The 22861-nt window shown below is 40.2% G+C and carries 12 protein-coding genes; 3 read left to right on the forward strand and 9 right to left on the reverse strand.

Features of this window, described 5'->3' with window-relative positions; genetic code table 11:
• Positions 1-21: 21 nt before the first annotated feature.
• The 4 genes from FZF08_RS22010 to FZF08_RS22025 all read right to left on the reverse strand — a co-directional run bounded on the left by FZF08_RS22010 (position 22) and on the right by FZF08_RS22025 (position 7038).
• Positions 22-1569 carry a SusD/RagB family nutrient-binding outer membrane lipoprotein gene (locus tag FZF08_RS22010; protein WP_159473384.1) on the reverse strand — a complete coding sequence of 516 codons (1548 nt, stop codon included), beginning with the start codon at positions 1567-1569 and terminating at the stop codon, positions 22-24.
• Between the two features lie 18 nt (positions 1570-1587).
• Entirely contained in the window at positions 1588-5001 is a 3414-nt protein-coding gene (locus FZF08_RS22015) for a SusC/RagA family TonB-linked outer membrane protein (protein WP_159473388.1), read from the reverse strand.
• Positions 5002-5200: 199 nt separating this feature from the next.
• Positions 5201-6325, reverse strand: coding sequence for a TIGR03364 family FAD-dependent oxidoreductase (locus tag FZF08_RS22020; RefSeq protein ID WP_159473391.1), 1125 nt, complete (start codon positions 6323-6325; stop codon positions 5201-5203).
• Between the two features lie 8 nt (positions 6326-6333).
• Complete coding sequence (locus FZF08_RS22025) at positions 6334-7038, reverse strand: HAD hydrolase-like protein (RefSeq protein WP_159473394.1); 705 nt, start codon at positions 7036-7038, stop codon at positions 6334-6336.
• Between the two features lie 485 nt (positions 7039-7523).
• Here FZF08_RS22025 and FZF08_RS22030 point away from each other — a divergent pair, with 485 nt between their 5' ends.
• Positions 7524-8312, forward strand: a complete 789-nt coding sequence (locus FZF08_RS22030) for a PhzF family phenazine biosynthesis protein (RefSeq protein WP_159473397.1) — start codon at positions 7524-7526, stop codon at positions 8310-8312.
• A 60-nt stretch (positions 8313-8372) separates the two neighbouring features.
• On the opposite strand, the gene FZF08_RS22035 is transcribed toward FZF08_RS22030, so the two are convergent.
• Entirely contained in the window at positions 8373-11993 is a 3621-nt protein-coding gene (locus FZF08_RS22035) for a BamA/TamA family outer membrane protein (RefSeq protein ID WP_229216644.1), read from the reverse strand.
• Positions 11994-12207: 214 nt separating this feature from the next.
• Positions 12208-12990: a class I SAM-dependent methyltransferase gene (locus FZF08_RS22040; protein WP_159473400.1), complete on the reverse strand. Its 783-nt coding sequence runs from the start codon at positions 12988-12990 to the stop codon at positions 12208-12210.
• A gap of 237 nt (positions 12991-13227) precedes the next feature.
• Between FZF08_RS22040 and FZF08_RS22045 the strand changes: the two genes are divergently transcribed.
• Both FZF08_RS22045 and FZF08_RS22050 read left to right on the forward strand, forming a co-directional pair.
• Positions 13228-14949 carry a tetratricopeptide repeat protein gene (locus tag FZF08_RS22045; RefSeq protein WP_159473403.1) on the forward strand — a complete coding sequence of 574 codons (1722 nt, stop codon included), beginning with the start codon at positions 13228-13230 and terminating at the stop codon, positions 14947-14949.
• Positions 14950-15082: 133 nt separating this feature from the next.
• Positions 15083-19444 (forward strand): PAS domain S-box protein, encoded by a 4362-nt coding sequence (locus tag FZF08_RS22050; RefSeq protein ID WP_159473406.1) that lies wholly within the window; start codon positions 15083-15085, stop codon positions 19442-19444.
• A gap of 12 nt (positions 19445-19456) precedes the next feature.
• Here FZF08_RS22050 and FZF08_RS22055 read toward each other — a convergent pair whose 3' ends face one another.
• The 3 genes from FZF08_RS22055 to FZF08_RS22065 form a co-directional block, all read right to left on the reverse strand.
• Entirely contained in the window at positions 19457-19726 is a 270-nt protein-coding gene (locus FZF08_RS22055) for a TIGR03643 family protein (RefSeq protein ID WP_159473409.1), read from the reverse strand.
• Positions 19727-19829: 103 nt separating this feature from the next.
• On the reverse strand, positions 19830-22469 hold the full coding sequence (locus FZF08_RS22060) for an ABC transporter permease (RefSeq protein ID WP_229216645.1): 2640 nt from the start codon (positions 22467-22469) through the stop codon (positions 19830-19832).
• On the reverse strand, positions 22466-22804 hold the full coding sequence (locus tag FZF08_RS22065) for a PadR family transcriptional regulator (protein WP_159473412.1): 339 nt from the start codon (positions 22802-22804) through the stop codon (positions 22466-22468). The genes FZF08_RS22060 and FZF08_RS22065 overlap by 4 nt, the downstream gene beginning before the upstream one ends.
• Between the last annotated feature and the right edge of the window lie 57 nt (positions 22805-22861).

Below are 22861 nucleotides of genomic sequence, written 5' to 3' on the forward strand. Positions count from 1 at the left end.
TACCTGAAAATCGGTTAAGCGTTATTGTTTATCCCACCAAACACGCGTTTTTAAATCATCCGCACCACCAAGTAAAGTGACACCCTTTGCATAATTTGCTTCATTGATACGCAGCTCGTCTGCCGGGTAAAACATTCTCCTCGGCACATAACCAGGTCCAACAGGACCAACAGGAATCACCGGAATACCCGTTCTTCTCCATTCCGACCAGGCCTCATATCCAACAAGATACAGTGAAATCCACTTTTGAATCGCAATTTTTTCAAGCTTTTTAGCTGATGTTCCCGTGTAAGCAACAGCGTCTTGTTTGAAATAAGCGTCGTCGGCTGTAATGCTTGATGGTGTAAGTTTTAGATAAGATGTTGCGTAATTGGCAGGAATCCGGGAAGCCAGGTAAGTGAACTGATCTTTTATTCCTTTCACATAATAACTTTCAGCCGCTGTACTTCCGCCCGAAATGTATCCCTTTTCAGCAGCCTCGGCTAGAATAAATTGTACTTCCGAATAACTCATCAAAATCCCCTCTCCTGCTTTTGCATTGGCAAGATCCGGACTGTATTGGATCGACATCCACAGCATACCGGTTGGTGACGTAATATTGGCATTAGGCAGTGATCCAATTCCATTTAAGTCCCCCGCATAAACAAATTTCGAAGGATCCGGGCGGTTTCCATTTGCGTCAATGGCACTGCTGGCAGGTGTAGGAAGTGCGTAAACATACATTCTTTTGTCGTTCATCTGTGCAAGATAATCAACCAGTTGTTTCGTCACTTTCGTACTTGTTCCTCCATTTCCTGAACGGTAAACCGGAGATTCATTAGCAGGAATATCAGCAATATATTCCAGTGCTGCCTGATCTGCATTTGAAGTAAAAATCGGGTAGGTCGCAACATCTTCAACGATTTTTTTCATTGCTGCTGTCGGGTCAACTCTTTTCGATTGACGCATTAACAAACGCAGTTTTAAACTATTTGCAAATTTTCTCCAGTTTGACGTACTTCCACCAAACAGAATATCACCCGTTACCGATTCTGTTCCGGTACTTAGCAAAGTATTCGCTTCATCAAGATCTGACAATAATCCTGCATAAACTGCTTCCTGAGATTCGTATGTAGGATTACTGATTCCTGTAAGTTTTGCACTTGCCGCATCACGGAAAGGAATCGGGCCATAAATATCGGTTAGGTTTTGAAACATCCAGGACCGAAGGACCATAGCAATTCCTTTGTAATTTTTCAGACCCTTCTCTTCTGAAAGCATAATGACTTCGTTCAGATCGCGGATATAATCGTAATTACTCCATAAAAAATAACCGCTGGCATCAGCTCTGGCCCAGTTGCTAAAATTACTTGCATAATCAGAAGCCAGTAAATTCGCCGCTATACTTCCACGATCATACGAACTTGCATAGTTATTATTGACAGCGGAACGGATCGCATTTGGTAAAAGCAGCCCAACGTTAGTCACCTCATCCGGTGAATTCGGATTTGTATTTATTTCTTCAAAGTCGTTGGTACAGCTCAAACTCAGCAGCAGTAACAAGAATGGTATAAAGCTTAACTTTTTCATAATTTCTGGTTTTGCCGTTTAAAAAATCAAATTCAAACTAACACCCATTTCCCTTGTGGAAGGAGTACTCATGTTTTCAAATCCCGGTATCAAACCGCTGCCATCTGTCGCCGTTGTAACTTCCGGATCAAAATGTCTGTTGCTTTTTGGCGTGATCAGGAACAGGTTTCTGCCGGTAACCGAAATTTTTGCAGTTTTGATAAATTTGCCGTTAGCCAACCATTTTGCAGGCAAAGCATATCCAATTGAAAGTTCACGCAATTTGAAATAAGTAGAGCTAAAAAGCTGAGCTTCCGAAATATGATCAAGCGGTTTTTTGATAAAATATCTGGCGTTTGTTCCGTAAACACCCGCGCTATATGTTCCGTCCGTACTTGTGTTATTTGGCTGGTATGATCCGTCCGCCATAAGTGCCGCTCCAGGAATATAGTACTTGTCATTGTATTCTGTACCTGGCGTACGTGCTCCGCGCCCCACTGCACTTTCTTCCAACTGACCAGCACCTGTTGCTTTGTTGTAAAAACGAGAAACAAATTTCCCGCCGTATTGTCCACCAAACATAAAGTTCAGACTCAGCCCTTTGTATGTCAATTGGTTATAAATACCGCCAGTCCAGTCCGGGTGATAATTTCCAAGATAAATATCTTCGCTGGTTCCTCTTGGATAGGAATCATTGAAGATGATCACATTTCCTTTCATCGGTCCATCCGGAACGCGTTGGTAACCAGGTCCCCAGATCGATCCCATTTTTTTCCCAACCCGAGCCTGAATAGAAGCATCTTCACCCGGAGCTGCCTGAACAATTTTATCAACATCAGGAGTCAAAGAAAGTAACTTACCAACGTTATGCGCCCAGTTTACTGTGATATTCCATTTAAAATCAGCTGTCTTAATTGGTGTAAAATTCAAGACGACTTCTACACCTGTATTTCTGATCTCACCTGCATTCATCTGTCTGATTGTAGCGCCTGAGCTTTGTACAGAAGGAAGACTGATGATCTGATTCCTGGACAGCGCATTGTAATACGTCACGTCAAAGCCTAGACGGTTCTGGAAAAAGCTTACTGCAGTTCCAATTTCATACGTTGTGATAATTTCCGGTTTCAATTTTGGGTTCAAAAGAGATCCCGTTCCAACCAATGCATAATTACTTCCCCACGGCGAAGCGTAGTTATAAGTATTTTTCAAAGCATAAGGTCCGGTGTCATTACCCACTTTCGCCCAGCTTCCTCTCAACTGCACCTGACTGAAAACTTCCGGAAGGTTGAAGATACTTTTCAGGTTTCCATTGACACTAACCGACGGATAGAAATAAGAATTGTTTCCGGCAGGCAAAGTACTCGACCAGTCATTCCGCGCCGTAACATCCAGATATACATAATCTTTATAATTCAAATTGGCAGTACCGTAAAGACTGTTGATACGTTTTTTGAACTTACTTGAAGAACCCGTTAAAGCTGTTCCTGTATTTCCAATACTGTAAACACCCGGAATCAGCAATTGTGGAGCAGCCACATCTTCGCTATGTCCGTTGTTGTCAAACCGGTTTCCACCAGCCGAAACATTGATACCGAAATCACCGTTTCTGGTGGTGTTATTGTAAGTAAGCAAAAAATCTGCGTTACGTTCTTCATTTTTAATCTGAACAATTTCGTAACGGCCACTTTCATAATCAACCGTACTTACAGCCCATTGCATCGGTCTGAAATCGTTGTAAAAATCGTCGGCAACGCGTGCTTTTAATTTCAAATGATCTGTGAAAGCATATTCCAGAGCTACGTTTCCATAAACACGATCCTTATTCTGCCCTTTGGTATCCTGGTATTGCAGGAAGAACGGGTTGTTATGATTCTCGCCATAGTTATATTGATACTGACGAATTCCTTCCAAACCTGGCTGCCAATACTTTTTAAGACTGTTCATATTTGCATTTCTCCCCATCCAGGTAAAGAAATACATAAACGTGCTGCGACCGTAGCCGTTATCCGGGCGGTTATCACTCGTTTGTCTTACGTAATTAATATTGATCGAAGAAGTTAATTTTTTCGACAGTTTGTATGAACTGTTTAAATTAACCTGATACCGATCCAGATTGTTATTTGGTATAACACCCTTTTCATTTAACGAAGTAAGCGAAAGACGATAATCTCCATGCTCGTTTCCACCGGAAAATGCGATGTTATTATAATATTTTCTACCATTTGTAAAGAAATCCTTGATGTTGTTTGGCTGAGAAACCCAGGGAGTCTGAAGAACATCTCCTCTGTTATTTATCGCAACATCACCACCGCGGTAACCATTTGTAGTTGGGGAATCAAACTGGGCTCTTGTTGTACCAATATCCATTCTTGGGCCCCAGCTTTCATCATAATCGTCATTATTTCCATTTGGATAGGCAGACCAGCTTGCTCCAAAATTCGATCCATCATATTGTCCGTTATTTCCCTGACCGAATTTATTCTGAAATTTGGGTAAACGACCAACTTTGGTAACGAATAAATATGAGTTGAAACTTACCCCAACACCTTTTCTGTTACTCCCTTTTTTTGTGGTGATCACAATTGCACCTCTCGCCGCACGTGAACCGTATAAGGCTGCTGCGGCAGGGCCCTTTAAAACGTTAACCGACTCAATATCAGCCGGATTTATTTCGGAAGCACTATTCCCATAATCAGCTGATCCACTGTTATTTGTATTATCATTACCAACCGGTACACCATCAATAATAAAAAGCGGCTGGCTTTGCATTGATAAAGAAGATTCTCCTCTGATCACAATTCTGGCAGAGGATCCAACGCCACCTGCACCACTGATATTAACACCGGCAATTTTACCGGAAAGGTTATTTACAAAGTTGGAAGCCGGAGATTCATTAAGTATCTCTCCCTTAACCTGCTGTGTCGAATATCCCAGTGATTTTTTCTCTCTACTTATACCAAGTGCCGTTACAACAACCTCATCCAGAACATTGTTATCTTCCTGCATGGTTACGTCTAAAGAGGTTTTTCCACCTACTATTATCTGTTGTGTTTTATAACCGATAAAAGAAAATACAAGTATATCCGCCGAAGAGCTTACTACAATCTGAAAGTTTCCATCAGCATCACTGGCAGTACCTTTTTGTGAATCTTTGATGACAACATTAACACCTGGCAGTGCCTGACCTTTCGAATCTGTGATCTTTCCTTTGATGTTAATGTCAGCATTAACAGCGCCAGATAATGAACGATTGATATTATACGCTAGAATATTTTCTATCGATTTATTTCTTCCAGTCAAGGTGCTTGTCCCGGCTTTGCTGATTTCCGGATCCGGAAATCGGGTTTTGACTGCGGCGTGTAGCGGGACGAAATTCCCGTTGGCAATCAGCATCCCAAACGCAAACAATCCGGCTCTTTTCAGCTGGAAACGTTTTGTAGAGAGAGGTTTCATACTAGTATCAAGTTTATGGGTATATGCTTTGATTTGTTCAATCCTTGTCTGGTGACCACAGGCAAAAGGTGCCACATGTTCAATACAATGCCATTACCATTTCGCTAACTGCAAATTGGCTCAATTACCTGATCTGATATTTGTGTTCGTTTTTGATATTCTGTGAGGATTACAACTCCTCACAGAATATTAATTATTTCTATTGATAAGTTCCGCCGATCACCTGATCGCAGAGGCCGAAGGAAAGTGTCATCCCTGCTCCGCCCAATCCATTAATGATGGTCACCCCATCTTCCGGTTTTAAAACAATTTCAGTATTTCCGTTTGTCATTTTCGGGTAAATCCCATGCCATGTCTGGAAAACTTTCGGAGATTTAAACTGCGCAAAAGTAGCCAGGTAATCAAGGATCATGGTATTGATAAATTCACGGTCAAAAGGATCAAATGTGAGTGCATACTCATGCGAATCACCCACTGTAATTTCCCCAAGACCATTTTGTGAAGCCATCACGTGGATTCCCCATTTCAGATATTCTGCATATTCTTCTTTGTATCTTGCTTTCAGAGTTTCAAGAGACGGCGCTGCTTTGAAACCATCATAATGAATAAGAGAAAGCCCTCCACACAACGACGGACCGATTTTCCAGTCGTCAGGCTGTGCTTCAAGACGTAACATTTGCAGCTTACATTTGGTCAAAGGTGACGACGAAAATAATTCAGGATATAGTGTTTCAAAATCCGCTCCGCTGCATACAAAAATTTCGTCAGCTGCCCATTGTTTCGCTCCTGATCTCACAGTTGGGTGATCAACCTCAGAAATAGCCGTATCCCAGATAAAATTCACACCGTATTTTTCAGTCAGGTAAGCTGGAATTCCTGCAATCGCCTGTCTTGGATCGACAATCATTTCGTCTTCACAGAACAAAGATCCCAGCAATCCGTTTGCATTCACAGCCGGCGACATGTCCAATGTTTCCCGAGCAGAAAGCACCCTAACCGGCCGCTTATCGCTCACTTCCACAATCTCTTTCACCACATTCAGCTCATCCTGATGGTAAGCCATATGCAAACTTCCGCCTTCATGAAACCAGAGTTTCCCGCCTGTCAAAACCTCTTTCCAGATACTTTTGGCTTTTAATGCTCTTTCGTACATTTTTCCTTCCGGCTGGCCAATCGGCCAAACCATCCCAAAGTTCCGGATCGATGCTCCAACGGCCTTGCTTGATCTTTCGATAACCGTGACATGATAGCCTCTTGCACCTAATGCGCGCGCTGTTGCCAGCCCAACAATCCCTGCACCGATCACAATTGCTGATTTGCTCATTTTGCTATTTAATCTTGTTGAGAAGTAACTGTCTGAGGCATAATGATATTGATGACATCCGAAATATCATCTATGATATGCGTTGGATTGTATGGAATTAATTCGTCCCTTGTAAAGGCTCCGGTTGTAATTCCAATCACATATTTACAGCCGCTATTAATCCCTTCATTAATATCTACTTCGGTATCGCCCACTTTGGCTACTACTTCTGAAGATTTAATTTCCAGGGCGGTCTTAATTTTTTCTATCATATCAGGAAAAGGACGGCCATGTTCCACCTCGTCGCTTGCCACAAGAAAGTCAACTTTATCTGCCCAGCCCAAACGACCCATGATCACATCCGCAATGTTTCTTGAAAAGCCGGTATCCAAAGCAATTTTTATTCCTGCTTCACGCAGCTTAAAAAATGTTTCCTCCACATTGGGAAGTGGAACAATATCATCCGAAGTTTCATAGAATTTTATCATACTGTCTACAAATTCAGTATGGATGCTGCTTATAAGCTCCTCGGTTATTTTTTGCTTTTCAGGCTCGTGTTTTTCGAGCATCATTTTAATTGCAACCGGTTTTTCATAACCCATAATCGGATTGATATTTTCAATCGCAATTGGATATCCGTAATTATCCATCGCATTCTGAAAAGCTACGCCCACGTAATTTTTATCTTTTACTGTGGTGCCAGCCATATCAAACACAACAAGCTCAATTGACATTTTATATTTGTTTAATTGGTGAACTAATACTAAACTTTAAATAAATTCAAAAAATAGTTAAGCAGCAAATTACACAAACATGTGAACACTGAAAGTATACTATTACTTAACTTTTTATTTTATAAATATTTGCTAACTATTACATTTACAGCATAAAAATACTTTAAAAATAAAATAACACCAAATAAAAGTTAATAAATATTTAACAATCTACAAAAACAACCTTATTGATATTGTAAAACTAAGTTGTTTAAATTTAACATATATTAAGCAAATGTTAATTAATACTAAACAATCAGTAAACTTACTTACAGGATTTTTCAATTTACAAATGACCGAATCTGTCATCCGATTTTCAAATCAGTAATAAAAAGAAAGAACTAAAACGATTTTTCATATCAATTCCCTACTCATTCCATTAAATTGCCAGACAAGTCTGACGGCTTTTATATTCATGATTATCAGTTCAAATTAATAAAGAAGGAATGAAATTCGAGTTATACCAAATCGATGCTTTTACGGAGAAAGTTTTCGGAGGAAATCCGGCCTGCGTGGTACCGCTGGAAAGTTGGCTGCCGGATGAAATTCTTTTAAAAATAACAAAAGAAAATGCTGTGGCGGAAACTGCGTTTCTTGTATTAACCGGCGACCGGATTGACCTCAGATGGTTTACGCCTGAAGTAGAAATGGATCTGTGCGGACATGCCACATTAGCAACGGCACATGCACTTAAAACAATTTTAAATTACCCAAAAGAAGAAATCATTTTCGATACATTAAGTGGAGAACTTGTCGTGACTACAAGTGATGATATGTATTTCCTGAATTTTCCATCAAGAAAAGCGACACCTGCCGACTTACCGGAAATCATCAAAGGTTCATTCAACATACAGCCAAAAGCAATTCTCAAAGCAAGAGATTATGTTTTGGTTTATGACACTGAAAGTGAAATCAGAGATATTAAAATCGACAGACATTTATTTGACCAGATCAATCTTGATCCCGGCGGCGTGATTGTAACTGCAAAAGGTGATACCTGCGATTTTGTTTCCAGATATTTCACACCACAATCCTCTATCCTCGAAGATCCGGTTACCGGTTCAGCGCATTGTACGCTAATACCTTATTGGAGTAAAAAGCTCGGTAAAAAGGAAATGAAAGCCGAACAAATTTCGGAAAGATCAGGCAAGTTGATTTGTATCGATAACGGCGACCGCGTGTTGATTGGCGGAAAAGCAAAAACATATTCCGCAGGGCATTTTTGGATTGAATAAAAGAAGAATATTATATCAAAAGCAACAGTTTGGAAACCATCGCCTTTAATATTGAAATAATTATCTCCCAAAAAAACTACCGATTGAAATCATCAACAAAAGCGACTCTTCTTTCGACGTACCTGCGCTGATATTAAATGCAAATTGTTCCCTGAAAGGTGTGACGTAAAAACCGCCACCATATCCCTGATGCCAGTATTCGCCAGCGGCAGGTTCGCCATCTGCCCAAACTCTGCCGACGTCGTAAAATCCTCTGATTCCAATTTTCAATGGAATAAATGTATTTCTCGTTTGCGTAAGCTGATACCTCAGTTCAGTGTTCAAAAAAGCCCTGGATTCGCCGGTAAACCTGTTTCTTCTAAAACCTGCCAAATCATTTAATTGTCCGAGTGATAAAAGTTTATAAAATGGCAGCTGACCTTTTGTTATACCTCCGCCAAGCCGCAGACCAAAAGTGAGGGGATTTTTATGATGCGTTGACAAATATTGCTCCATTTCAAATTCTGTAATGGATGCAACTTTGTCGTCCGATTTGGAAACGTGGCCGACTTGCTGAATAAGCTGTACACGAAACCCTCTTTCCGGCAAGGCAATCCGGTCACGAAAATCCAGATTAAAAATTCCCTTTGCAAAAAGCAGATTCAGTTTTTCAACACCAAATGCATCCGGATGATCGGATAAATAACTATTATTTCGCTGAATTCCTTCATCACGTTCATATTTCGCTGTCAGTTCAATTTTACTTAATTTCCAGAACTGACGCGTTAATCCGGCAGTCAACGAAACGGAATTGTATTGTGTACGGTAATAATTGTTCGCCTTTTCGGTATCTTTCTTCGTGTCATTTCCTACGCCAAAGAAAAAATTGTAATTCAACGGGCGCGATACGATCACTTCTGAAATCCCGTCCCATTTTCCAAAAAGCTCCCTAAACTGATTGGCATAACTAAATTCATAATTCCCCTTGGTACTGACCGAAACTTTGAAAATATGTTTGGCACTGAAATCCGGTTTCGAAAAATTATGTCTCGTAAAAGTAACACCGCCCGACAGCGCCACACCGGTAAAGGAGTTGAAAGTAATAAGTCCAAGCGGAAAATAGGTGTTATAAGCAAAAGCATTGCGGTCATACTCATACAGCTTTTCACTGGCCGGTTTCACATCTTTGCCCTCAGATCCTAAATCCAGTTTTCCATTCGTATCCTTTTCGTAAATCAGCGTTTTTTTACTTCCACCTGTAACAACCGAATGATCAGAAACTGTATCATTCCCTCCTCCACTAATTACCCGGACCAAAATCGAATGTGCCGCTTCTCCTTTGATATCAAAAACATCATTTTCCAGCAAGCCAAACAGTCTTATTTCTTTTGTTTCATTATAATTGAAAATTCTGCGGTAATAAACTTTTGAGCGAATTGGCTGTTTTGTATTTTTATCAAGATCAAAAACGGTGATTTCAACCGATCCATTTGTGTTTCTGATGACTTCAAAATATTCTGCTTTATTGGAACCAACAACATCCACTTCCTTTGCCAGCAGCAGATAATATTCCTGCGCATAACGGGTAAGGTCCTTAATTCGAATTTTAAGTTTCCGCTCAATTTCTTGACCATCTTTTGCATAAATTTCCGAAGGCATATTTCTCACAGCCGCTTCAATATCAGCATCCGTAATAGCGTTCTGGATTTCTTTCGCAGCCTTGATCCAGTCTTCCCGACTTAATTCACTAGCCACAAATCTATCCAGATGCCTTGCCTGCCACATCAGACTTCTCAACCCCACAATATGTTCACCAAAATTTTCACCGTTCGGAATTCCCCATTCCCTGTCAGCGATCCAGGGAATAATACCATCCCACCTTGAAAATGCATGATCTCGATCACGAGGGACCGGGCGAAAAATTTCACCATTTTTGTCTTTAAAACCGGCCCATTTCCAATTGTCTTCATGTTTGCTCCAATCACCAATCCAGAGATCAAACATCCTCGCACGCCCAAATTCCTTTTTGTCAATCCGGTTATCATGGTCATGATAGAGTTTATCAAACATCTTGAAACTCTTTTCAATATCATCGGCACCGGCAAATATTTTTCCTTTTTCAATCTTATCGGTTGGGCGTTCTTCCAGCATACCAAACAGATTTCCGTAATCGTTTTTGAAAGAACCCAGTTTGTTATCTTTTGGCAAAACATACAGTTTTGGCGTGGCATGAAGTATCCCGATTTTATCCAGAAGTCCGGAAACTGCCATGGCGCCATACGGCTGCTGCGTGGTAGTCTGATCTTTAAGAACCTGCGAAACGACAGTTCCTCTCAATTCAAAATCCAGTGCTCTGAACGGATCTTTATCAACCGACCTGAACACATACTCACGACCGTCACCTCCCACAAGTTTAAGCGAGGTAGTCTGTCTGCCGCCACCTTTTCCATTGATGATCAATCCGTTCTTTGTGGTATCCATATTAAGATAAGGAACCTCAACGGGCACAGTCCAGGAATCACGGTAATGTTTTCCGAACCATTTTTCCTTGAATTTCCCGCTTGCATACTCTCCACCAGCGGCTATTTTCACAAAACCTCTGTCGCTTACCTCCATTTTATCGGTTGGTTTAACTGGATCTTTACAAGGCTGATACAATGTATTTTTCACTTCTGCATCGGGTTCATCACAAGCCGAATGCATAAGAGCTCCTGTCTTTTCTTTGGTCAGCTTATTGTCTGATAATATATAATTTTGATATTTAACAGCACCATTTGCGGCGTAGGTTATTTCAACAAAACCTATTTTGGAAGAAGTCAATGTTGCTTTTTTATCGCTGGCGATATAATCCGCCGTTCCAATTGCTCCGCTGTTAACATAAAAGTTGTTCTTAATTTTCTGTATCGATTCATTTTTTTCATGGCCGGAAGCAAAAATCAGCGAAGAATAATCCCGAAGAATATGGCCCAGTTTGTAGCGAAAAAGATCAAATTTTGAATTAACGATATCTTCACTGGTTCCAATATTTTGCCGGAACGCCACTTTTGCACTACCAATAACGGGAGGAAATAAATAAGAAGAAACGGGAAATCTCCCGCCATAATTCCCCAGCGATTGTAAAGGAAAATGCGACAGGATCATCACATTTTTATTCGTGATTTCATCCAGAATCCCTTCAAATTCTTCAATAAAATTATCCGTGTCCGCTATGGTACAAACGTCCGACGATGGTACCGGTTTTTCATGCGGATGATTCCACCATTGGGAGTTGATAATAACCACTTCCAGCGAAGGCAAAGAAAAGGTCCAAGGGCCCGGACAGCCGCGTTCGAGAAAAACATGAAATCTAGGATGTTTTGATTTTTGTAATCCTTTTTCAAGCTGCTGTACCTTTTTCCATCCTTTTTTTCCCGAGTTATCCCAATCACGATCTCCCTGGTTCATCAGAATTTGTAGTTTTGGGAAACGGTTTAAAACTTCATTGGCTTTGTTTTTCCAGCTACCTATTTGTTCCTCAGTATAGTTTTCAGGAAAAATATCCCCGTTCAAAACCCACAAAACATCCGTCGAAACATTTGTATTGTATTGGTCAATAATGTCAAATAATTGGTCAGGACTTTTCAGATCAGCCGTGTTTCCAGTTAGCACGACTTTCAAATCGGCCGCTTTTATTTGAAAACCGGCGGTCAGAAAGATTGTCAAGGTCAACAACAACCGAGAAACGGTATACTTAAAAATGCTGGGAGGTAAAGTTTTTGTCAAAGTATACGTTGATTTGTCTGTGAGCGAAAAAATTTTATTGTGAGCACTACAAATTAACATTTTCCTGGCATTCCTTCAAATGTTTATTTGATGGATAATGTTGTATAAATTACCTCAAATGCCACCACCATGAGCTTTAAATTCATCACCAATCTTACTTTTCAGCAATTACAATCCTGAATTTATTATGATAAACAACATGTCCGTTTTCTTTTTCATAAGGATCGACGGCTTTTGAAACCGCATCATATACTTTTTCAAATCCACTGTTCTGAATTGCTTTTGCAATGGGTCCGGCAGAAATTAATCCTTTAAGTGCCGTATCTTTATCGGGATAATCCCAAACAGAATTGATATCCGTACTATGTAAAATCTTGAATCCTGATTCTTCCAGTGTATTTTCCAGCAAATGATTCTCCGAAAGTGCAAAAGGACCAGGAGCACCTGGAGGCGGTGGCGGCAACAAACTTCCCACTGCTTTGAGATAGGAAGCCGCTTCACAATCTTCTTTATTTCCCCAAATCATGACCACGATTTTTCCTTGTTTTTTCAAAACTCTTCCGGCCTCTTCCAATGCATTTTTCACATTTGCGGCATATTGAAATGAATTAAAACCGCAGACAAAATCAAAAGTTCCGTGATCAAAAGGGAGTTCTTCCATTTCTCCGATTAAAAAATCGACTGTATTTGTTCGCCTTTTTGCCTCGTCAATTAATCTTTCACTGGCGTCGATGGCTGTAACTTCTGCTCCCGCAGCACTGGCAAGGCTACTAAATAATCCCGATCCGCAACCAACATCAAGCAACTTGTTGCCAGTTTCTATATTTAGAAAGTCCAGTACATAGTCATACCCTGCCCTGCCGGTTTGTTCCTGAATTCCTGCCCAGTTTTTTGGTTGCTGCCCCCAAAGTTCTCCCTGAATTGCTTTTGAACCCATGATTGATAAGTTGATAATAATTTTATAAGTTAATAAACTAGTCGTCAACAACTTATACTCAAAATTATTCAAACATTTCAAATTGAACAATCCAGTTATCTGTTTTGACTAATTCTTTCCCTCATCCTTCTGTTTTATTCTAAATTGTTGCGTACTATTTTTACATTTAAAAACGATTCTTTGACATGCGATTCCTGAATAGTAGAAAATCAAAATCCGTTTAACTAATTGCTCTCAATGAAAACTTTACTCCTACCATTCGTTATTTTTGCTTGTATTTCAGGTGTTTTTGTCATTAAATATCAACAGGAAAAATCTGTTCAAACCGAATCCTACAAACAGGAAACAATTCCTTTTTGCGGACAAACACCATCCGGGAATCCAATTTTAAATGAAGCCGGTAAATTTGTTATGCCCTTACCCGGTTCAGGACACCATTCCTACAAAATTACAAGCACGAACGATAGTGCCCAATTCTATTTCAATCAAGGATTGACGATGTATTATAGTTTTCATATGAAAGAAGCGTTGGCATCTTTCATGGAATCTTCCAGGTTTGATCCGGGTCATCCGATGCCGTATTGGGGACAGGCACTTGCTATGGGGCCATACTACAATTCCGCTTATTCTTATCAGATGCCTGCGGCTGTTCCAGCGGTTTTAGTTAAAATGATAAAGGCAGCGGCACGAGGAAATGAAAGTGAAAACATGCTGGTCAAAGCTATGGATATTCGTTACTCCGACGATATTTCTGATGCAAACAGGAAAAATTTAAATATTGCTTATGCGGAAGCGATGAAAAAACTCGCGACTTCCAAGACGAGCAACGTTGATACGAAAGCTTTATATGTCGATGCTGTGATGCTCATCCATGCCTGGGATTTTTGGAATGCGGACGGTTCAGCCAAGCCATGGACACCGGAACTGATATCTTTGTGCGAGAATATTTTAAAGAAAAACCCAAATCATCCTGCGGCGCTGCACTATCACATTCATCTTACCGAAGCTTCCAGACATCCTGAAACAGCCCTTCCAAATGCTGATAAACTAAAAAATATTTTACCGGGAGTAGCTCATATGGTGCACATGTCAAGCCATGAATATCAGCGAAACGGATTATATTTCAAGGGCGTAAAAGTGAATGACCTGGCAGATAAAAACCTGCTGCGTTATGATTCTCTGGCGCCGCACTTGCAATTGAACAAACACAGCACGCATTATTATGCCGTGCAAACTTATTGCGCCATGAGCGGCGGAATGTACAAAATAGGAATGCATGATGCGCTGCGATGCAGGAAAAGTGTTGCCCCCACGCCTCAGCAAACGTATGACCAATATATGTTTATGATGCCCGTCCTTACTTTGGTCAGGCTTGGAAAATGGGAGGAAATTTTGAAAGACAGTATTACGCCGGATCCAACATGGAGTTACGCCTCACTCCTTTCAAATTTTGCAAAAGGGCTTGCATATGTTAATACGGGGGATGCAATTTCAGCTAAAAAACAGCTTGAATTGCTTTATCAAAATAGCAAAGATCCAGTGCTCACCAAAGTCCGGATCCCATTTAATGCACCAATTTCCATGGCTACTATTGCTGGAGAAATTTTGAATGCTTCCATTTTATTTTCTGAAAAGAAATATGATGACGCTTTCAGCAGTTTAAATAAAGCAATTAAAGTTGAAGATAATCTTATTTATACCGAGCCAAACGACTGGCCGATCCCGGCCCGACAGTTTTTAGGCGCTTTTCTTTTGAAAACAGGAAAATATACAATGGCAGAAAAAGTATACCGGCAAGATCTGATATTAAATCCCGGTAATGGCTGGTCATTAATTGGATTGTCAAAAAGTCTGAAAGCACAAAAGAAAAACGATCAACTGGCATATTATAAGACAAAATACATGCGCGCATTTTCCGGTTCAGAAATTATGCCTTTGTCCTCAATTTATATTAAATAGAAAAAAAAATTATTAATTTGTTCCCGTTATTCTTATAATATTGGTTTAATAAAGCACGCATCAGTCAAATTTCTTTATTAAATTAAAAAAATGAATATTTAGACGATTTTGAACTTGAATTACTCAACGCACAATGAAAAACCTTCCCATTCCTCATAACGAAAATGAAAGGTTAAAAGCACTCCAGGGTTATCAGATTCTGGATACATATAGTGAAAAGGAATTTGACCGGCTTACAGAACTCGCTTCTGTCATTTGTGCTACTCCGATTTCTCTTGTATCTCTTATTGATGAAAAACGGCAGTGGTTCAAATCAAACATTGGACTTGATATTCCTGAAACGTCAAGAGATCTTGCATTTTGCCAGTATGCAATTATGGAAAATGTAATTTTTGAAGTTGAAGATACTACCCGTGATGAACGGTTTAAGGATAATGAGCTCGTAACGGGCAACCCTCATATTCGCTTTTATGCAGGCTATCCCCTGATTGACCCGAAAGGATTTGCTTTGGGAACAATCTGTGTTATTGATAACAAGGCCAGAAAACTGAATGATCAGCAGAAAAGTGCCTTGAAACTGATTGCCGAACAGGTCATGTCGCTGATCGTGGATCAGCGAAAACGGCAGGAATTAAAATATTTTGAGCGCCTTTTTCAATTATCCAACGACCTCATCTGCATTGCAGGCACTGATGGCTATTTCCGTCAGATCAACCCGGCTTTTGAACAACTGCTTGGCTGGGATGAACAATTTCTTCTCAAAACATCGTTTTTTGAACTTACTCATCCGGACGATCTTGAAAAAACCTATGAACAGATCTCAAAGCTTTCTTCCGGCGTTCCCAGCATCAATTTCACACAACGATTCCGGCGAAAAAATGGCGACTATTTATACCTTCAATGGGTAGCCACACCAGAACCATCAACTGGAAATTTGTTTGCGATTGCCAGGAATATTACGGAAGAAAAGATTCAGGAGCAAAAATTACAGATCAGCGAAGATAATTTCCGGTCGTTTTTTGAAAATTCGCAAGGATTAATGTGTACACATGATCTCAATGGAAATTTTATAACCGTTAATGCGGCTGGTGCTGAATTACTTGGTTATTCTACAACTGAGATTTTGACAATGGGACTGGCAGATCTTATTCCTGTCAAACATCATTACGCCCTGAAATTTTATTTACAAGAAATCAGGGAAACAGGAAAGTCGAACGGCTTGATGACCACCCAGCACAAAAACGGAGATTACCTGATATGGAGCTATCATAACATTCTTGTCCGCAATCCATATGGAGAAGATTATATTGTAGGCAACTCTATTGATGTAACGGAAAGTCAGCAAATTGCCAAACGCCTTCAAAGAACACAGGAAATGCTTATGCAAACCAACCAGACGGCACGTGTTGGCGGCTGGGAAGTAAATATAGGCTCTGGTAAAATAAGCTGGTCGGAAGTTACCAAAGAAATCCATGAAGTAGATGCTGATTATGAACCTGATGTAAAAAATGCATTTCAGTTTTACCATAACGAAGACAGCAGACAAAGGCTAATAAAAGCATTTGAGCAGGCCGCTTTGGAGGGGAAAAGTTATAATCTTGAACTCGAACTAATGACGGCAAAAGGCAATTCTGTCTGGGTTAGAAGTATCGGTAATTCGGAAATGCAAAACGGAATTTGCAAAAGAATTTACGGAACATTTCAGGATATTGACGAGAAAAAAAGAGCCGAACTGGAAACAGCCAAATCCAGAAAATTGCTAGATGATGTATTGAATGCAGCCTCGGCCGTGAGCATTATTGCTACTGATGTTAATGGTCTTATCACTGTATTTAACAAGGGTGCTGAAAATCTTCTGGGCTACGCCTGCGAAGAGGTAATTGGACATTTCACGCCCGAAATGATTCACATTAGTGAAGAGATAAAAAGCCGCTCGGAAGAACTAAGTAAAGAATACGGCATACCAATTAATGAACTTCAAACAATTGTTCACAAGGCTGAAAAGAACGGTTTTGAAATACGGGAATGGACTTACAAAACAAAAACAGGTACACTTTTTCCGGTTTCTCTGGCAGTAACCACGATTAGGGATCTTGACAATGTTATTATCGGATACCTGGGTGTGGCAACAGATTTGTCGGCCAGTAAAAAAGCCGAGCAGGAAGTAATCTCTGAAAGAGCCCGGTTACTTGCCTTTGTTGAACACGCACCGGCTGCGGTCGCTATGTTTGACAAAGACATCAGATATCTGGCAATCAGCAGAAAATGGCTTGAAGAATATCAATTGACCAACCAAAACATTATTGGATTAACCCATTATGAGGTCTTCACCAATATTAGTAATGATTGGAAAGAGATTCATCAAAGAGCGTTGCAAGGAGCAATTATCACAAAAGAGGAAGAAAAATGGACTCCCCCGGGCTGGGACCACGAGCAATACCTAAAATGGGAAGTTAGGCCATGGTATCAGTTTGATGGTTCGATCGGTGGCATCATGATGTTCACACAGGATATTACTGAAATTGCTTTGAGCAAAGAAGAATTAAAGCACGCCAAAATTCTCGCAGAACAGGCTAATATTGCAAAATCTGAATTTCTGGCCAATATGAGCCATGAAATCAGAACTCCGCTTAACGGTATAATCGGATTTACTGACCTGGTTTTAAAAACACAGCTAAATGATACTCAAAAACAATATTTAGGAATTGTAAACCAATCAGGTACGGCATTGCTTAATATTATCAACGACATCCTGGACTTCTCAAAAATTGAAGCCGGAAAACTGGAACTTGATATTGATCAGTGTGATATTTTTGAAATCGCCTCCCAGTCAGCCGATATTATTTCCTTTCAAATTCAAAATAAAGGATTGGAAATGCTACTCAATATTCCAGCCGATTTGCCGCGATTTGTATGGGCAGATGAAATCAGGCTGAAACAGGTTTTGATCAACCTGCTGAGTAACGCGGCCAAATTTACAGAAAGCGGGGAAATTGAATTGAAAATTGAAATTCTCGAATACAAACCGGAAGAAAACAATCAAGTAACCTGCCGGTATTCAGTGCGGGACACCGGTATCGGGATCAGGGAGGAAAAACAGGCAAAAATATTCGAGGCTTTTTTACAGGAAGATGGTTCTACAACAAAAAAATATGGTGGTACGGGACTTGGATTGACAATTTCCAACAAACTTTTAGGTATGATGGGAAGTCATCTGCAACTAAAAAGTATTCCTGGAATCGGCAGCACGTTCTTTTTTGACCTTACCCTGGCATCAGAACCTGGAGAGCCTATTGTGTGGGAACAGGTCGATTCCATTAAGCATGTTTTGATCGTAGATGACAACGACAATAATCGCATCATTCTTGAAAAAATGCTTGAAATGTTGAAAATTGAATCGTCTCAGGCAAAAACCGGCACGGAGGCTTTGGACATGATCCTGAACGGGAAAACCATTTTTGACGCTGTTTTGATGGATTATCACATGCCGGAAATGGATGGATTGGAAACGATAAGGGAATTGCGAATAACATATGGAATAAATGCCGACCGCCTTCCTATTGTGCTGCTGAACAGCTCTGCGGACGATGCCGTTGTTTTAAAAGGCTGTGAAGATCTAAATGTGAATTACCGTTTGATGAAACCGATCAAACTGAATGATATTTTCCTTTCACTTTCCCGATTATCTCAAAAAGAAAGGTTCGAAGAGTACAATCTTTTGCCTGGAAATAATGAGATCAACACCGGCAGACTTGTGATTCTGATAGCAGAAGATAATCCTGTTAATATGTTTCTGGCTAAAACGGTGATACGGAAAATCGTACCAAATGCTGAGATTATCGAAGCTGAAAACGGATTGAAAGCAGTGCAGTCATGTAAAAAACAATTGCCGGCGATCATTTTTATGGATGTACAAATGCCTGAAATGAATGGCTACGAAGCGACGATTGCTATCAGAGATCTTGAAGGAGAAAACCATGTGCCCATCATTGCACTAACGGCCGGAAATGTAAAAGGTGAAAAGGAAAAATGCCTCGAAGCGGGTATGGATGACTTTGTTACCAAGCCGTTTGTTGAAGATGTAATCTGGCAGGTACTTAACAAATTTGTTGGTCTGGATAGTCCTGAGAACAAACAGAAAAAAATGGTAAATTCTTCTATATATGACAGCGGTCGTTTCGACATTGAGAAACTGAACAATATGTACATGCACGACAGTGAATTTATTCGTGACCTATTGGAATTGACCAAAGACGGACTTAACAATAGTCTGTCAGATTTAAAGGTGTATTACCAAAAAGAAGATCTGACTGCTATCAACGCTTCCGGACATAAACTAAAAGGCTCCTCATCAGCCGTTTACCTAAATCATATTGCTGAACTCGCAGGTCTGCTGGAACATATGATTGTTTTTGACAAAACCATTATTGAAAAACTATTAACTGAGTTGGAAAACGAGATTGATTATTTGTTACCTATCCTGGCAGCCCAATAAGTTTGACAAACCCTAACGTTTGCTAATAGCGTTCATAGAAACGGAACGCTGCATTTTTGATTTGAATCGGTCTATACCGGCAACTCTTTTGAGCAGATGTTTCTGACTGACGCCGCTGTTCACTCTTTTTCTCCATAAATTAAAACTGCTTCGTTTCAGTTGGCCACGCATCAGTTGGATCACTTTGCTTTCTGATATTCCAAATTGGGCCTCTATGGCTTCAAATGGCGTTCTGTCTTCCCAGGCCATTTCTATAATTCTGTCTATTTCTTCTGAGGTCATAATTTTTGTTTTATGGATAGGTACAAAAACCGTGCAAACTTAGACAATGTTTTTATCCTGAACACAATATTGATTTGTATTCAGGATAATATTGATCAACAAATTATTCCGACTTCAAACTCTTAACCGGGTTCATTAATGCGGCTTTAATACTTTGAAAGCTGACCGTCAAAAAAGCCACACCAGTTGTCAGGATTCCAGCTACTGCAAAAACCCAGATTTCAATGTCGATTTTGTATGTATAATCTAAGAGAAATGCTTTCATTACATACCAGGCCAGCGGAGAGGCGATAACAAATGCAACTGACACCATAGTCAGGAAATCTTTTGATAAAAGTGTAACAATACTACCGACCGTAGCTCCAAGTACTTTACGAACGCCGATTTCCTTCGTTCGCTGTGTTACCACAAAAGATACCAACCCGAAAAGCCCCAGACTTCCTATCACAATACCTACGCCAGCGAAAAGTGTAAGAAAATTTGAAAGCTTTTTTTCGTTATCATAAAAACTCTTGATGTCGTCTTCCAGAAATTTGGGATCGTAATAATTATTTGGGAAAAGAGTTTTCCAATCTTTACCAATATGTTCAAGTGCTTCTGCTTTGTGGGCCGGATCAATTCGGATACTTGCAAGTTGAAAATTCCAGGGACGGTATAAAAAAACATGCGGCATGAGATTACCTTTCAGAGTTTCTGAGTAATAATTTTTCACCACACCAACAACCGTCGCTCTGTCTCCCCAAATTTCCAGTCTCTGTCCTAACACCTTTTCCGAATCTTTAAATCCCATATCAAATGCAGCCTTTTCATTAATAACTACATCCGTATTTCCTAAACCAGTGTTCGTTGTGGTATCGGAGGAAGTAAGTCCGCGGCCGGCAAGTAAGGAAATATGAAAAAAACTGAAATAATTTGTATCAACATGCTGGATACGAAACGATTTTTCACTTCCCTGAAAATTCGGATTTGATACAGAGCCCCACCAATGATTTCGTTTACTGGCCGGTGTAGTAAGTCCAAAAGCGACGTCCTTTATTTCTGAATGACGTGACAGATCCTGCCTGAAACGTTCTCTCAAATTATTATTTCCACGTTCCGGCATAGGTACCGTTATAATCTCGCTCTTTTCAAAACCCAAGTCCTTTTCGTAAAAATACCGGATCTGTTTTATACCAAGAATCGTGCAGATAATAAGTACCTGGGCAATAACAAATTGAAAAACTACGAGCGTTGAACGCAATGAAATTCCTTTTCCGGTCGATACAAAAACTTTATTTTGCAAAGCTTTGATCGGCTGAAATCCTGTGAGAACCATGGCAGGATATATACCGGCGAGCAATGTTACAACCAAACCCAGAATAAGAAGAAAAACCAAGGTACTGAACTCCCAGACGGCCGAGTCGGCCACTTTTGTATTGATCAGCTCAGATGAATATTGTATCAGATTTGTCGCCAGTAAACTTCCAAGAAGTAAAGCTATGAAAACAAGCACAAAAGTTTCTCCGAAAAATTGTGCGATTAATTGTCCCTTTCCGCTACCAAGTATTTTCCGCATCGCAATTTCACGGCTCCGCTGAATAGCCTGAACCGTTGCAAGGTTTACAAAATTGATACAGGCAATAAAAATTAAAAACAGGCCTATACTAATGAGCGTGTAAATCAGCCATTGCGGCATAGAATAATTATAGCTGTCTTTATCCGTATCGAAATGCATTTCGGAAAGTGGTTGCAATCGATAGGTGCTGATAATACTTACATCTTTATGTTTTTCGGCCAAAGATGTAAGTAGTCTATTGACCAGATCAGGAGAACTGTTTTTCTTCACCAAAACAAATCCCTGGTTCATAGAATCGCCACCGCCCCAGTATTCCTCATTTTGAAATTCTGGCTGCATGTGTTTCCACGTTTCTCTCGAAATAACCATTTGAAAAGGAAATTCGGAATTGGACGGTACCTTTTTAATAACACCGGAAACGGTCAGATCTATCTGATTATCAAATCGAAATGTTTTATTTATTGCGTCACCATGAAACAATTTTTGAGCCGTTTCCTCGTCCAGAACAACGTTTCCGACAGCACTTAAAGAATTTTTAGGTGAGCCCTCAATCCATTTAACATCAAGCATTTCCAAGATCTGAGGAGGCGAATAGAAAACATTTTTCTGTTCAAATATTTCCGTCCCCACCTTAATACTAGCAGAACCAGCCGCTTGCAGGTTTGCCGCCATTTCGATACCGGGCACCTGCGTGTTAAGTGCCTTAATGACACCCTGCGGGACATGAGATTGCTCCATCCCAAATTTATCCGTAGACGAAACCCTGTAAATCCGGTCAGCTTTTGCATGATAGTTATCAAAACTATATTCAAACCTGACGATCCAGAACAAAGTGATTGCAACGGCCAGACCCAAAGTCAGCCCTGTCAGATTAATGAAGGAATACAACTTGTTCTTTTGCAGATTTCGGAAAGCGATCTTAAAATAATTTTGTATCATATCCGGATGAAAAATTATAGGTTTTGAATAATCGTGTTTAGGTTTTCGACGACGAACAAACGGCGGCATAACAGAAAATACATTAAAAATATAGCGGAAGAGAGCGTAAAATCTTCCTCTTTCTGCAAACCAATAAGCATACAATTCTTCCAGATCTCCCAGTACTTCTTCCCTGGTTTCCTCAGGATGAAACCAGGTCAACAATCGCTCAATCCACCGTGGTGGATAGTTCCGGTCCGATGATTTCATAAACTGCTCAATTGAATTACATTCGGAGGTACCAATTCCCATAACTCCTTGCGCAATTGCTGGATATCCAGAAGTGCATGACTTCCCAATGCAGTCACGGTAAAAATCCTTTTTCGACGCCCTCCCCTTTCTGTGGTAGCGCCGCCAAGTCGGGAAGTCAAAAATCCCTTTTCTTCCAATCGGATCAACGTATTATGAACCGTTCCAAAAGTAACTTTTCGGCCCGTTCTTTCTTCGATTTCCTGATTGATTGTTGCTCCGTAAGCCTGTTCATCCAAAATGACCGCTATGAGCAATACAATTTCTTCAAATTCACCCAAATAAGTTCGTTTCATCCGCCTGAATGATTAGTTTCTATTTTGTCGTACAAATAACCTGCCAGAAATTTAAAT

This window comes from Dyadobacter sp. 3J3 (assembly GCF_009801115.1).
Lineage (GTDB): Bacteria > Bacteroidota > Bacteroidia > Cytophagales > Spirosomataceae > Dyadobacter.

What these genes read in the sequence shown, in the direction of transcription:
- FZF08_RS22010 (WP_159473384.1), bottom strand. Translation starts at nt 1,569, where the DNA reads ATGAAAAAGTTAAGCTTTATACCATTCTTGTTACTGCTGCTGAGTTTG.
- FZF08_RS22015 (WP_159473388.1), bottom strand. Translation starts at nt 5,001, where the DNA reads ATGAAACCTCTCTCTACAAAACGTTTCCAGCTGAAAAGAGCCGGATTG.
- FZF08_RS22020 (WP_159473391.1), bottom strand. Translation starts at nt 6,325, where the DNA reads ATGAGCAAATCAGCAATTGTGATCGGTGCAGGGATTGTTGGGCTGGCA.
- FZF08_RS22025 (WP_159473394.1), bottom strand. Translation starts at nt 7,038, where the DNA reads ATGTCAATTGAGCTTGTTGTGTTTGATATGGCTGGCACCACAGTAAAA.
- FZF08_RS22030 (WP_159473397.1), top strand. Translation starts at nt 7,524, where the DNA reads ATGAAATTCGAGTTATACCAAATCGATGCTTTTACGGAGAAAGTTTTC.
- FZF08_RS22040 (WP_159473400.1), bottom strand. Translation starts at nt 12,990, where the DNA reads ATGGGTTCAAAAGCAATTCAGGGAGAACTTTGGGGGCAGCAACCAAAA.
- FZF08_RS22045 (WP_159473403.1), top strand. Translation starts at nt 13,228, where the DNA reads ATGAAAACTTTACTCCTACCATTCGTTATTTTTGCTTGTATTTCAGGT.
- FZF08_RS22050 (WP_159473406.1), top strand. Translation starts at nt 15,083, where the DNA reads ATGAAAAACCTTCCCATTCCTCATAACGAAAATGAAAGGTTAAAAGCA.
- FZF08_RS22055 (WP_159473409.1), bottom strand. Translation starts at nt 19,726, where the DNA reads ATGACCTCAGAAGAAATAGACAGAATTATAGAAATGGCCTGGGAAGAC.
- FZF08_RS22060 (WP_229216645.1), bottom strand. Translation starts at nt 22,469, where the DNA reads ATGAAATCATCGGACCGGAACTATCCACCACGGTGGATTGAGCGATTG.
- FZF08_RS22065 (WP_159473412.1), bottom strand. Translation starts at nt 22,804, where the DNA reads ATGAAACGAACTTATTTGGGTGAATTTGAAGAAATTGTATTGCTCATA.